Raw genomic sequence first — 12,933 nt, 5'->3', positions numbered from 1 at the left:
ACACAGCGCGCCGAACGCCGGATGAGCCCCTCCCCGTACTCCTGCGCTCATGCGCCTTTCGTGCAACGGCACGCCCCGATCGTGCAGGAGTTAACCCGCGCGTAACCCGCACACTCGGTGGCCAGGCACAACCGCCAGGCGGCCCACACACACGGAGGCGATGGACCATGCGGACGTTCGTGCACACTTCCCATCCGGCACGGGTGCTCTTCGGCTCCGGCACTGTCGGCGACCTCGCCGAGGAGGTGCGGCGGCTCGGCGGTAGCCGGGTGCTGCTGCTGTCCAGCCCGCCGCTCGCGGAGGCGTCCGCGCGGGTCCGGGACGCCCTGGGCGGGCTGCTGGCGGCGGAGTTCGACGGTGCCGCCATGCACACGCCGACCGAGGTGACGGAAGCGGCGCTCGCCGTACTGAGGGAGGCGGACGCCGACTGCCTCGTGTCCGTCGGCGGCGGATCGACCACCGGCCTGTCCAAGGCGCTCGCGGTGCGCACGGACCTGCCCCAGGTGGTCGTACCCACCACGTACGCCGGATCCGAGGTGACCCCCGTGCTCGGGGAGACACGGGACGGACACAAGGTCACCCGGTCCTCGCCCGCGATCCTGCCGGAGACGGTCGTCTACGACGTCGACTTCACGCTGTCCCTGCCCCTGCCCATGTCGATCACCAGCGGTGTGAACGCCATGGCGCATGCCGTGGAGGCGCTGTACTCCGCCGACGCCGACCCGGTCACCGACCGCCGGGCCCTCGACGCGATCTCCCTCATCGGGCGGGCGCTGCCCCGGCTGGCCGCCGACCCCTCCGACCTGGTTGCGCGGGCCGACCTGCTGCAGGCCGCCTGGCTCGCCGGGACCTGCCTGGCCACCGTGGGCATGGGCCTGCACCACAAGCTCTGCCACACCCTGGGCGGCAGCTTCGGCCTGCCGCACGCCGAGACGCACACCGTGATCCTGCCGCACGCGATGGCCTACAACGCCCCCGCCGCCCCGGACGCCATGCGCCGCATCGCCCGGGCGCTGGACGTGCCCGACGCCCCGAGCGGGGTGTACGACCTGATCGCCACGCTGGGCGGGCCGACGTCGCTGAGCGCTCTGGGCATGCCCGAGGCGGAGCTGGGCCGGGCGGCCGAGCTGGCCGTGGCGACGCCGTACCCCAACCCCCGGGAACTGACCGCCCAGGGCATCGAGGGCCTGCTGGCCGACGCCTGGCACGGCCGCCGTCCCCAGGGGCCCGCAACCGCCGACTCCTTGACTGCCCGGCTCACCGAGCAGGTGGTGGCGAGCTTCGCGCACGCGCCCGACCCCCGTGTCCGCACCCTGCTGACCGCCCTCGTACGGCACCTGCACTCCTTCGTGGCCGAGCAGGACCTCACCGACGCGGAATGGCAGTACGCGATCGACTTCCTCACCCGGACAGGACAGTTGTGCGGCCCGACCCGGCAGGAGTTCGTGCTGCTGTCGGACGTGCTGGGCGTCTCGAGCGCCGTGGACCTGCTGACCAACTCCCGCACCCCGGACACCACACCGTCCGCCGTCCTCGGCCCCTTCTACGTGGAGGGACCGCCCGAGGCCCCCCACGGCAGCGACATCTCCGGCGGCCTGCCCGGCACGCCGCTGTGGGTGGACGTCCGGATCACCGACACGGCCGGCACGCCCGTCAAGGACGCCGTCGTCGACGTGTGGCAGTCCAACGAGGACGGCTTCTACGACGTTCAGCTGCCGGAGCTGGAGGGGCCCGTCCTGCGGGCCCGGCTGCGCAGCGACGCCGAAGGGCGGCTGACGTTCTGGTCGATCCTGCCCTCGGAGTACCCGATCCCGGAGGACGGCCCCGTGGGACGGATGCTCTCGGCGGTCGGCCGCCACCCGTACCGGGCGCCGCACCTGCACTTCATGATCGACGCGCCCGGCCACCGCCGGCTCGTCACGCAGCTGTTCGTGGCCGGCGGCTCGTACCTCGACAGCGACACCGTTTTCGGCGTGAAGGACGAGCTCGTCGTCGACTTCGCCCCGCAGACCGGTCCCACCCCGGACGGCCGGAGTGTCGACGGGGAGTGGCGCCGTCTGAACCACTCCTTCCGCATCGCCCCCCTGACCGACTGACCAGGAGAACGCCCTCATGACCCGCACGGACAGATACGACACCGACGTCCTCGTCGTCGGCAGCGGCCCCGCCGGGGGCTCGGCCGCCCTGCTGCTGGCCACCTACGGCATCCGAACCCTCCTCGTCACCAAGTACGGCTGGCTCGCCAACACCCCCCGAGCGCACATCACCAATCAGCGCACGATGGAGGTGCTGCGCGACCTCGGCGTCGAGGCCGAGGCGCTGGCGCACGGCAGCCCGTCCCACCTCATGGGTGACACGGTGCTGTGCACCTCGCTCACGGGCGACGAGATAGGCCGGATCCGCAGCTGGGGCACGGGACCCGGCTCCCTGACCGAGTACGCGTCGACCAGCCCCTGCGAGATGATCGACCTGCCGCAGACCTACCTGGAGCCGATCCTCACCACCAACGCGGCGGCCCGCGGCGCCAAGGTCCGCTTCGACACCGAGTTCCTGAGCCTCACCCAGGACGAGGACGGCGTCACGGCCCTGCTGCGCGACCGGGTCCGCGGCGACGAGTTCACCGTACGGGCCCGCTACGTGATCGGCGCCGACGGCGGACGCAGCACCGTCGCCGAGCAGATCGGCCTCCCCATGGACGGTCGCATGGGCAAGGCCGGCAGCATGAACATCGTCTTCAAGGCCGACCTCGCCCAGTACTGCGCCCACCGGCCCAGCGTCCTGTACTGGGTGCTGCGGCCGGGCGCCGCGACCGGCGGCATCGGCATGGGCCTGGTCCGCATGGTCCGGCCATGGAACGAGTGGCTGCTGGTATGGGGCTACGACATCGAGCAGCCGCCGCCCTCGGTCGACGAGGAGGAGGCGCGCCGGATCGTACGCGATCTCATCGGCGACCCGGACCTGCCCGTGGAGATCACGTCCACCTCCCTGTGGACCGTCAACCACACCTACGCCTCGGCCTACTCGTCCGGGCGGGTGTTCTGCATGGGCGACGCCGTGCACCGCCACCCGCCGTCCAACGGGCTCGGCTCCAACACCTCGGTGCAGGACGCGTACAACCTGGCCTGGAAGCTCGCCATGGTGATCCGCGGTGAGGCGGGTCCGGCACTGCTGGACAGCTACTCGGCCGAACGCGCCCCCGTGGGACGGCAGATCGTCGAGCGGGCGAACCTCAGCCGGGACCAGTTCGGACCGGTCTTCGAGACGCTCGGCGTCGGCGCGGACAGCGACGAGCGGGCCATCGCCGAGGGCATCGAGGCACTGCGGGCCGGCACCGCCGAGGGCGCCAAGCGGCGCCGGGCGCTGGAGGACGCGATCCAGCTCAAGAACTACGAGTTCAACGCGCACGGCGTCGAGATGAACCAGCGTTACGTCTCCGGCGCGGTCCTCGCCGACGACTGCCCCGCCGAGCACTGGGAGAACGATCCCGAGCTGGTGGCCCGTCCGACCACGCGGCCGGGCGCCAAGCTGCCCCACGCGTGGCTCGTGGACAGCGCGGGCGAGCGGGTCTCCACGCTCGACGTCGTCGGCAAGGGCGCCTTCACCGTGCTGACCGGGCTCTCGGGCGAGGTGTGGGACGCGGCGGCGGCCGCCTGCCGCGACGAGCTCGGCGTGTCACTGCCCTGCGTGCGCATCGGTGACGACGACTCCCGCGACGCCTACGGCGAATGGAGCAGGGTGAGCGGGATGGCCGAGGACGGGGTGCTGCTGGTGCGCCCGGACGGCTACGTGGCCTGGCGCCGCCGCACCGCTCCCGGGACAGCGGCGGAGGCCCGGGACGCGTTGCTCGCCGCCCTGCGCCTGGTTCTGGGGCGGTGACCGTGGACAAGCAGGTGGCCACGGCCGCGGAGGCCCTGGCGGACGTCACCGACGGACGGTCCTTCGCCGTCGGCGGGTTCGGACTGAGCGGCGTGCCCGAGGTGCTCATCGGCGCGCTGTACCAGTCCGGCGCGGCGGACCTCACCATCGTGTCGAACAACTGCGGCGTCGACGGGCGCGGACTCGGCGTGCTGCTGGCGGCGGGCCGCATCAGCCGGGTCACCGGCTCCTACATCGGTGACAACAAGGAGTTCGCCCGCCAGTACCTCGCGGGTGAACTGGAGGTCGAGCTGATCCCCCAGGGCACCCTCGCGGAGCGGCTGCGGGCGGGCGGCAGCGGCATCCCCGCGTTCTTCACACCGGCCGGTGTCGGCACCCCCGTCGCGGAGGGAGGCCTGCCGTGGCGGTACGCCGCCGACGGCTCGGTCGCGGTGGCCTCCCCGCCCAAGGAGACACGCGTGTTCGACGGAGTGGAGCACGTCCTGGAGCACGCCGTCAGGACGGACTACGCCCTCGTCAGGGCCGCTCGTGGCGACCGGCACGGCAACCTCGTCTTCCACCGGGCGGCGCGCAACTTCAATCCGCTCGCCGCCATGGCCGGCCGGATCACCGTGGCCGAGGTGGAGGAGCTGGTCGAGCCGGGTGAACTCGACCCCGACGAGGTGCACCTGCCGGGCGTGTTCGTCCAGCGGGTCGTGGCACTGACCCCGGAGCAGGCGGCCGACAAGGGCATCGAGAAGAGGACGGTACGCGAGCGATGAGCTGGAGCAGACAGGAGATGGCGGCACGTGCCGCGCGCGAACTGCGCGACGGCGACTACGTCAACCTCGGTATCGGGCTGCCCACGCTGGTGGCGGACTTCCTGCCGGAGGGCGTGGACGTCGTCCTGCACTCCGAGAACGGCCTTCTCGGCGTCGGACCGTACCCGGCGCCCGACGAGGTCGACGCCGACCTCATCAACGCGGGCAAGGAGACGGTGACGGTACGGCCGGGGGCGTCCTTCTTCGACTCCGCGCTGTCCTTCAGCATGATCCGCGGCGGCCACATCGACACCGCCGTCCTCGGAGCGCTGCAGGTCTCGGCACGCGGCGACCTGGCGAACTGGGCCGTCCCCGGAAAAATGATCAAAGGCATGGGCGGCGCCATGGACCTCGTGCACGGCGTGGGACGGGTCGTCGTGCTGATGGAGCACACCGCCAAGGACGGCAGCTCCAAGATCGTCGAGGAGTGCACGCTCCCGCTGACCGGGCGGGCCTGCGTCGACCGCGTCATCACCGACCTGTGCGTGCTCGACGTCACCCCGCAGGGACTCGCACTCGTCGAGACCGCGCCCGACGTGACCGCGGAGCAGGTGGCCGCCCTCACGCCCGTGTCTCTCATCATGAGGAGCCCCCGATGATCGAACGCCCGCGTGACGTGTACATCGTCGACGCCGTACGCACCCCCTTCGGCCGTTACGCCGGTGCGCTGTCCGGCGTACGCCCGGACGACCTGGCCGCCGGAGTGCTGCGCGCCCTCGTGGAGCGCAGTCCCGGCCTCGACCCGGCCCGCATCGACGACGTGCTGCTCGGCAACGCCAACGGAGCGGGGGAGGACAACCGGAACGTGGCGCGCATGGCCGTGCTGCTGGCCGGGCTGCCCGTCGGCGTGCCCGGGGCCACGGTCAACCGGCTGTGCGGCTCCGGCATGGAGGCCGTCGTCCAGGCGGCCCGCGCCATCGCCCTCGGCGACGCCTCCGTCGCGATCGCCGGCGGCGTGGAGTCCATGAGCCGCGCCCCGTGGGTGCTGCCGAAACCCGACCGGGCCTTCCCGGCGAGGGACCAGCAGCTCCACTCGACCACCCTGGGCTGGCGGATGGTCAACCCGAAGATGCCGCAGGAGTGGACGATCCCCCTCGGGGAGAGCGCGGAGCTGGTGGGCGCCAAGTACGGCGTGACGCGCGAGGAGCAGGACGCCTTCGCCCTGGCCAGCCACCGCAACGCCGCCGCGGCCTGGCGCGACGGCCTCTACGGCGGCGAGGTCGTCGCCGTCGACGGTGTGGACCTGCCGCGGGACGAGAACATCCGCGACACCACCTCCCTCGAGGCCCTGGCGAAGCTGAAGCCGGCGTTCGTGCCCGACGGCACCATCACGGCCGGCAACGCCTCACCGTTGAACGACGGGGCGTCCGCGCTGCTGCTCGCCGACGAGGAGGGGCTCGCGGCGATCGGCCGCGAACCGCTGGCCCGGGTGCGGGCGGCGGCGGTCACGGGCATCGAGCCGCAGTACTTCGGACTGGGCCCGGTCGACGCCATCCGCAAGGTCCTGGCCAAGGCCGGGGTCGACGCGGCCGACCTGCACACGATCGAGCTCAACGAGGCCTACGCCGCCCAGGTGCTGGCCTGTCTGGCGGCGCTCCCCGAGCTCGACCGGTCCCTCGTCAACCCGCGCGGTGGCGCCATCGCCATCGGACACCCACTGGGCGCGTCGGGCGCGCGCGTCGCGGGCGCGGTCGCCCACCAGCTGGCCGCCGCGGGCGGGGGCACGGGCCTGGCCGCGCTCTGCATCGGAGTGGGACAGGGGATGGCGCTGGTGCTGGAACGCTGACCTGGGACGGGGTGGCGCTGGAACGCTGATCGGGGGAGGGCGGGGGCGCTGGAGCGCTGACGGAGGCGCGGGGGCGCTGGAGCGCTGACGGAGGGGAGGGCGCCGGCGCTGGAACGCTGATCGGGGGAGGGCGCCGGCGCTGGAACGCTGATCGGGGGAGGGCGCCGGCGCTGGAACGCTGATCGGGGGAGGGCGCCGGCGCTGGAACGCTGTCCAGGGGCGGGCGCCGCCCTCTCACCCCTCGCGGCGCAGCACGGCCGGGGTGGTGCCCAGGCGGGCACGCATCACCCTGGTCAGGTGCTCCTGGTGGGAGAACCCGCACTCGACGGCCACCTGCCCGATCGGCGCGTCCCCGGTGCGCAGCAGCCGGCACGCGTGTTCCAGGCGCAGGCCCAGCAGGTACTGGTGCGGGGACTGGCCCGTGCTCGCACGGAACTGGCGTGTGAACTGACTGACGCTGAGCGAGGCGGCAGTCGCCAGGTCCGCGATCGGCAGCGGCTCGGCCAGGCGCTCCACGATGAGGGCCCGCACGGCGGCGAGCTGGCGGTCGGAGAGTCCGGAGCGCACGGGCGCCGGCCCGGCGGGGCGGGCCGCGTGCCGCCGGGCGAGCTGCGCGGCGAGCATGCCGGTCAGGTGGTCCACGTACGTGCGGGCGGACGGCTCCCAGCGGCGCACCGCGACGTCCAGCGCGATCATGAGCTGTTCGGCGAGCGGATCGGTGGCGCCCAGTTCTTCGGAGAGCTCGACGGGCCGCCCCTCGTTGGCCTCGCGCAGCGCCTGATCCGTGAGATACGCGTGCACCGTGTCCAGAGGGCCGCCCAGCTCGACGCTGAGTTCCCGGCCCACCGGCTGCAGGAACAGGCCACCGGCCGGGATGGTCCTCGACCGCGCCCCGGTGCCCTCACCCCGGCGCACGGTGACCGGTCCGCTGAGGTGCAGGATGAGCAGATGGGTGGGGGCGGCATCGAACGTCGCCCGGTAGGACTGCTCCGTCTGGGCGGACAGGTAGAGGTGCTCCCATCCGAGCCCCGCGCTGGTGTACCTGGGCCGCACGTCGGGCCGGCGCAGAATTCCCACCGTGTCGGCCAGTCCGAGCTCTGCCACGGTGCGACCTCCTCGGACGCAGTCAGGCTAGTTGAATGCTCAATCATAGCGTCCGGGTCACACCACGTCCTGCGGCAGGGAGTCGGCCCCGGCCCGCAGACGCTGGTTCCCCCGTGCCGAGGTAGTGGCGGGCCGGCCGTAGTGCCGGGTGCGCACGCAGAAGATGAGCAGGGCCAGCAGGCTGGTGGCCACGAACCAGGGCAGGGCCAGGGCCGCGGTGGTGAGGGACGCCGCGTGGGTGAAGGAGGCGGCCAGGGCCGCCTGCGCGGGCCCGTACAACGGCAAGGCGCTCAGCCATGCCTGGTCTCCGGCCGGGTTCGAGACCGGACTTTGCATGCCGACGTCGATGAGCGTGGCCATCACCACGACGAAGAACCCCTCCAGTGCGCCGCGCAGCAGGTAGCCGGCCATGATGCCCAGCCCGCCGTAGGCCAGGACCGCTGCCGCCAGCGCGGCGGCGACCGCCCCGGGCTGGGTCTGCGGCCAGGACAGCCACAGCAGGCCGAGTGTGTAGCCGGTGAGCAGAGCCGTGATCGCGAGGAGGGCGACGATTTTGGCGGCCAGCAACTGCAGCCGCGGGTAGCCGGCCAGCACCAGACGCAGATCCATGTCCCGGGCGCTGAAGGTCGCCATGAACATCATGAAACCGGCGATCACCGTGACGGCGTGCAGGGCGCTGCACACCTGGATGCTCCGGTTCATCGACGCAGTCACGTCGACGCCGAGGGCGCTGATGCTGAAGGCGATGTCCTCGTTCAGAGCGGTGGCACGGACCAGATAGATCCAGGTCGGTATGAAGAAGGCGATCATGGTCATCGCGAGGCGGTTGCGCAGATGACCGGTGAGCGTGAAGCCGAGGGCCACCGTGAACGCGGTCCACTGGTGTTTCATCGCGACGCCTCCTCCACGTGCAGGCGGCCGTCGCGCAGATGGTGGACGGTGTCGAAGTGCTGCAGGTCGTGCAGCAGGTGGGACACCACGACCACCGAGCGCCCCCGGCTGCGCAGTCGGCCCGCCAGCTGCCAGAAGCGCTGGTGGGTGTCCCAGTCGAAACCCTGGTACGGCTCGTCGAGCACCAGCAGCGGCGGATCGTGCATCAGCGCGAGGACCAGGTTGAGCTTCTGCCGGGTGCCGCCACTCAGCTCTCCCACCCGCGTGCGCCGCTCGGCGCCGAAGCCGAGCAGGTCCACCAGTTCCCAGGCATGGTCCAGTCCCGGCAGTCGGTAGGCGACCTGGAACAGCCGCAGGTGCTGGGCGACCGTGAGCGTGTCGTTGACCACCGCCTGCTGCGGGCAGTACCCCAGCGCACTGACCCGCTGCACGGTGCCGCGGTCCGGCCTGAGCTGTCCCACCGCGATACGCAACAGCGTGCTCTTGCCCGAGCCGTTCTCGCCCACCACGCCCGCGAGCATGCCCGCCGACACCGTCAGATCGGCTCCGCGCAGCACCGCACGGCTGCCGTACGCCTTGTGTACGGCCCGCATGCGCAGCCGCGTCTCCGGTGCCATGTCGCGTGTTCCCTCGCTGCCCACCTCACGACCAACATACGCTCGGGCCGGCCGGAGCAGCCCTGCCCGGCCCGGTGCACGGGACGGGCAGCCGGTTCACCGTCGCGCTCAGATGCTGAGGTTGACCGGCGGGCTCAGCCCGGCCGACCGGGGGTGGTCGCCGAGCCCTTACTCCGGATGTCGGCGCTGGGTCGCGAGCCATGTGTCGAAGGTGGTCGGCGCGATGCGGGCGCCCTCGCCGGGCAGCATGACCTCACCGGCGGTCTCCGGGCCGAGCACCGACGACCATGTCGGCACCAGCTTGACCGTGCGCCCGCGCGCCTCGTTGGTGCGCCGGGCCATGTCCACCAGGTCCTGCGGATCCGGGCCCGCGACATCCCGGTAACGCCCCTGCGGGGCGCCCGTGGCGATCTCGGCGAGAACGTCGGCGACGTCCTCCGGAGCGATGGGTTGCACGAGCAGCGGTGGGATGGTCGCGACGCCGTCCTGCTCGGTCCACGCCGTCACCGTCGCGGCGAAGTCGTGGAACTGGGTGGCCCGCACGATCGTCCACGGCACCGGACCCTCCGTCACGAGGCGCTCCTGCTCCCGCTTGCCGGCATAGTGCGCGTTGCCCACCACGCGATCCACACCGACGATCGAGAGCAGCACATGGTGACGGACCCCTGCCCGGTGCTCGGCGGCGAGCAGGTTCCGCGTGGCGGTGCCGAAGTACGCGACGGCCGCGTCCCGGTCCGTGCCCGTGTAGCTGGTCGCGTCGACCACGGCCTCGACGCCGTCGAGGGCGGCATCGAGGCCGTCGCCGGTGGTCAGGTCCACGCCGAGCGAGCGGCTGATGCGGACGACGTCGTGTCCCCCCCGTTCCAGGGCGGCGACGGTGAGGGCCCCGATGTTCCCGGTCGCGCCGGCAATGGCGACTCGCATGGTGATCCGTCCTTCTGTCTCGTCCTGCCCCCGGGTACATAGTGGACTCAACGGACGTCACGGGGCACGCGCTGCGCACCCTGCCCCGGAGGAGCATCGGGCGCGCCGGCGCCTCGGCCGGCCCGTCCGCCGAATGCCCACGGCGGTTTGAGCGGTGCACGGACACGGTATGGACAGCACCACCGATCAACGCGAGGACGCATTCCCATGGATCTGAAGCTCGAAGTCATCGTGCTGCCCGTCTCCGACACGGACCGGGCCAAGGATTTCTACGACAAGCTGGGCTTCCGCCTGGACCTGGACACGGGTCCCAGCGAGGAGTTCCGATGTGTCCACTTCACACCGCCCGGCTCGGGGTGCTCGATCATGTTCGGCGAGGGGATGACCGCCGCCGCCCCCGGCTCGATGCAGGGCCTCTACCTCATCGTCAACGACATCGAGGCGGCCCGGACGGAGCTGGCCGACCGGGGCATCGGGGTGAGCGACGTGTTCCACGACGCCGGAGGAGTGCTGTTCCACGGCCACGAGAACGGAGACGTCACCCACCGTCTGCCGGGCCAGGAGCGCCTGGCGGGCCGGCACCCCGAGGGCAACACCTACTCCTCGTACCTCTCCTTCGCCGACCCGGACGGCAACGGCTGGGTCCTCCAGGAGATCACGGAGCGGTTCCCCGGCCGCTGAGCGTGTACGTCACCCTCCCGCAACTCCACGCCACGCAGAGCGCTCGTACGCTCTCGCGCCCGGGCCGGCATGACCGACATGACCGCAAGTCACGCACACCGCTCAGTGACGGTGGTCCAAGTGCGCTGTGCGACGCGCGGTTTGACGTCCTCGCCGTCCGGAAGGCACTCGCCGAGGCCCCGGCGCGGGCTGCCACACACGCGTCCGCTCACCGCGCGGGGTGCGTGCGGGGTGAGCGGACGGGCGGAGTGAGTGAGGGAAGCGGTCAGTGGTACGCGTGAACGACCGCGTGGCCCTTGCCGCGGCCGATCATCCACTTGTTGACCGGGGTGGTGATCAGGAAGGCGACGCCGAATCCGCCGAGCAGGGCCGACCAGAACAGCGCGTCGGACAGGTGCGCGTCCAAGGCGCCCGGGGTGAGGGCGATGATCGCGTTGTCGACGAACTCCATCACGGCGATGGAGACGGTGTCGGCGGCCAGGGCCACCTTGATGGCGGACGTGAGGTCGAGGCCGGCGCGTATCACGGCGAACAGGGTGAAGGAGTAGCCGAACAGGAACGCCAGACTGATCGCCAGGACCATGGTGGGCACGTTGCCCCAGCCCAGGGCTGTGCCGATGACCATGCCGAGGATCTCGCCGATGGCGCAGCCCGTCAGGCAGTGCAGCGTCGCCTTGACCGCGGTGGACCAGGACGCGCCGCCGTGTGCGTGTCCGCCGACGTGGCCGGAGTGAGCGACGTGGTCCTGGCCCTGGCCGAGCTCTGATGCGTTGGCGTGATGTGTGCTGTGGTCCATGGTGTCCCCTGTCCCGTCCTGGTGAGTCCGTTCCCGGCCCCACAGCACGAACATATACCCCTCGGGGGTATATGGCCAGAGGTTCTGTCGTCACTTTTCGGGGCTGCCGATGCAGCGACTGACAGGTGCGGCCCTGGGGGTGCCGGGGTGGGCGCGGGCCTGCGCCCACCCCGGGCCATGCGGGGCGGTTGAGATCCTCAGCTGTTGCCGAGGAACTGGTTCATCCGCTCGATCTCGGCGGTCTGGCTGCTGATGATGTCGGCGGCCATCCTCTTCGCCGGCGCGTACGCGCCGTCCGCCTGCTCCGTCTCGGCCATGGCGACCGCACCCTCATGGTGCTCGATCATCATTTCCATGAAGGCGGTGTCGAAGGCCCTGCCGGAGGCCTTCCCGAGGTCGTTCATGTCCTCGGCGCTCATCATGCCGCCCACGTCGCCGTGCAGGGAGTGGTCCATGGCGCCGTCGGCGGGGACCTCCTCGCCCCAGGACGTGAGCCACTCGGACAGGGTCCTGATCTCGGGGTCCTGGGCCTTCTTGATCTGTGCGGCAAGCTCCTTCACCGCGGTCGACTGTGCCCGGCCGGCTGCGAGCTCGGCCATCTCCACGGCCTGGCGGTGGTGGGGGATCATCCCCTGGGCGAAGCTGACGTCGGCCGCGTTGTGCCGTCCTTGCTCAGCAGAAGCAGAAGCAGAAGCAGAGGAAGCCGGGGCGGGAGTGGACGTGGAGCCGTTGCCGTGGCCGCCGTGGCCGGCGGAGTCGTCGCCGTTGCCGCCGCCGCAGGCGGCGAGGACGAGCGCGGCCGTCGCGGCGGTGGCGAGGGCAGTCGTGCGGCGGGCGAGGTGACGCGTGGGATGCATAAGGGCAACTCCTTGATGCGCAGGCCGTGTACGGCATGCGTCGATGTGGCGGATGAGGACCTCGGACGCGCAGCACCACGCGTCCGGCTCGCGCCGGAGGGGGCGTGGTGGCGCTGGGCGAAGCGCTCTATATGCGCAGGAGTTGCAGTTCGGACAGATCCGGTGGCGCCCCGTCGTGGTGGGCGCCGGCGGCCGAGCCCTTGAGGATGGCCGGGGCGGTGGCGTCGCGTGCCGGTACGGCGTCCGGCGCGGGCGGCGTGTAAGGGGAGCCGATGCCCGCTGCGGCGCAGGTCGCGTCGGCGTGGTCCAGGTGACCGACCCCGCCTGACAGGTGCGTACAGGGCGCAGCTGGCTCGTGGGCGACCGGCCGGTCGGCCGTCATCGTGTGCCCGGCCCCGCTGTGCGCGGTGGGCAGTCCTCCGCCGGGTGCCAGAGCGTGCATGCCGAGCAGGCCGGTCAGCACGGCGAGGACCAACAGCACCAGCACGTGCCCGCGCGGGCGCGTCTGGGAGGTCTCGGGGTCGCTGGGCACGGCCTCATCGTAGGGACACCCGCTGCGGTGCTCGCGTGCGGGTGCCTGTATGGCCCGCCGTGACCGCGC

13 protein-coding genes are annotated in these 12,933 nt (G+C 71.9%); 6 read left to right on the top strand and 7 right to left on the bottom strand.

Annotated features, from left to right (window positions below; genetic code table 11):
* Positions 1-167: 167 nt before the first annotated feature.
* Genes IPT68_RS02065 through IPT68_RS02045 form a run of 5 tightly spaced genes read left to right on the top strand, consistent with a single transcriptional unit; the run spans position 168 to position 6,462 of the window.
* Positions 168-2,096 (top strand): maleylacetate reductase and hydroxyquinol 1,2-dioxygenase domain-containing protein, encoded by a 1,929-nt coding sequence (locus tag IPT68_RS02065; protein ID WP_189697438.1) that lies wholly within the window; start codon positions 168-170, stop codon positions 2,094-2,096.
* A gap of 16 nt (positions 2,097-2,112) precedes the next feature.
* Complete coding sequence (locus IPT68_RS02060; RefSeq protein ID WP_189697439.1) at positions 2,113-3,876, top strand: FAD-dependent oxidoreductase; 1,764 nt, start codon at positions 2,113-2,115, stop codon at positions 3,874-3,876.
* Positions 3,877-3,878: 2 nt separating this feature from the next.
* Positions 3,879-4,637, top strand: a complete 759-nt coding sequence (locus IPT68_RS02055; protein WP_189697440.1) for a CoA transferase subunit A — start codon at positions 3,879-3,881, stop codon at positions 4,635-4,637.
* Positions 4,634-5,275 (top strand): CoA transferase subunit B, encoded by a 642-nt coding sequence (locus tag IPT68_RS02050; protein WP_189697441.1) that lies wholly within the window; start codon positions 4,634-4,636, stop codon positions 5,273-5,275. The genes IPT68_RS02055 and IPT68_RS02050 overlap by 4 nt, the downstream gene beginning before the upstream one ends.
* Entirely contained in the window at positions 5,272-6,462 is a 1,191-nt protein-coding gene (locus IPT68_RS02045) for a thiolase family protein (RefSeq protein WP_189697442.1), read from the top strand. Before IPT68_RS02050 ends, IPT68_RS02045 begins: the two co-directional genes overlap by 4 nt.
* A gap of 234 nt (positions 6,463-6,696) precedes the next feature.
* On the opposite strand, the gene IPT68_RS02040 is transcribed toward IPT68_RS02045, so the two are convergent.
* The 4 genes from IPT68_RS02040 to IPT68_RS02025 all read right to left on the bottom strand — a co-directional run bounded on the left by IPT68_RS02040 (position 6,697) and on the right by IPT68_RS02025 (position 9,998).
* The gene (locus tag IPT68_RS02040; protein WP_189697443.1) at positions 6,697-7,566 is read right to left on the bottom strand and encodes a helix-turn-helix domain-containing protein; all 870 of its coding nucleotides are present in this window, start codon (positions 7,564-7,566) and stop codon (positions 6,697-6,699) included.
* A gap of 57 nt (positions 7,567-7,623) precedes the next feature.
* A complete protein-coding gene (locus IPT68_RS02035; RefSeq protein ID WP_189697444.1) occupies positions 7,624-8,457 on the bottom strand; it encodes an ABC transporter permease in 834 nt (277 codons plus the stop codon).
* The gene (locus IPT68_RS02030) at positions 8,454-9,074 is read right to left on the bottom strand and encodes an ATP-binding cassette domain-containing protein (protein ID WP_189697445.1); all 621 of its coding nucleotides are present in this window, start codon (positions 9,072-9,074) and stop codon (positions 8,454-8,456) included. Before IPT68_RS02030 ends, IPT68_RS02035 begins: the two co-directional genes overlap by 4 nt.
* Positions 9,075-9,242: 168 nt before the next feature.
* Entirely contained in the window at positions 9,243-9,998 is a 756-nt protein-coding gene (locus tag IPT68_RS02025; protein ID WP_189697446.1) for an SDR family oxidoreductase, read from the bottom strand.
* 207 nt (positions 9,999-10,205) lie between these two features.
* On the opposite strand from IPT68_RS02025, the gene IPT68_RS02020 reads away from it, so the two are divergent.
* The gene (locus IPT68_RS02020) at positions 10,206-10,679 is read left to right on the top strand and encodes a VOC family protein (protein ID WP_189697447.1); all 474 of its coding nucleotides are present in this window, start codon (positions 10,206-10,208) and stop codon (positions 10,677-10,679) included.
* A 265-nt stretch (positions 10,680-10,944) separates the two neighbouring features.
* On the opposite strand, the gene IPT68_RS02015 is transcribed toward IPT68_RS02020, so the two are convergent.
* The 3 genes from IPT68_RS02015 to IPT68_RS02005 form a co-directional block, all read right to left on the bottom strand.
* Positions 10,945-11,475, bottom strand: a complete 531-nt coding sequence (locus IPT68_RS02015) for a DUF4396 domain-containing protein (RefSeq protein ID WP_189697448.1) — start codon at positions 11,473-11,475, stop codon at positions 10,945-10,947.
* Between the two features lie 197 nt (positions 11,476-11,672).
* On the bottom strand, positions 11,673-12,332 hold the full coding sequence (locus IPT68_RS02010; protein ID WP_189697449.1) for a DUF305 domain-containing protein: 660 nt from the start codon (positions 12,330-12,332) through the stop codon (positions 11,673-11,675).
* 127 nt (positions 12,333-12,459) lie between these two features.
* Complete coding sequence (locus IPT68_RS02005; protein WP_189697450.1) at positions 12,460-12,864, bottom strand: DUF6153 family protein; 405 nt, start codon at positions 12,862-12,864, stop codon at positions 12,460-12,462.
* Positions 12,865-12,933 lie beyond the last annotated feature (69 nt).

Source organism: Streptomyces chromofuscus (assembly GCF_015160875.1).
Lineage (GTDB): Bacteria > Actinomycetota > Actinomycetes > Streptomycetales > Streptomycetaceae > Streptomyces > Streptomyces chromofuscus.
Note: the sequence above shows the minus strand (reverse complement) of the source record. Positions and strands in the feature narration are given on the sequence as shown.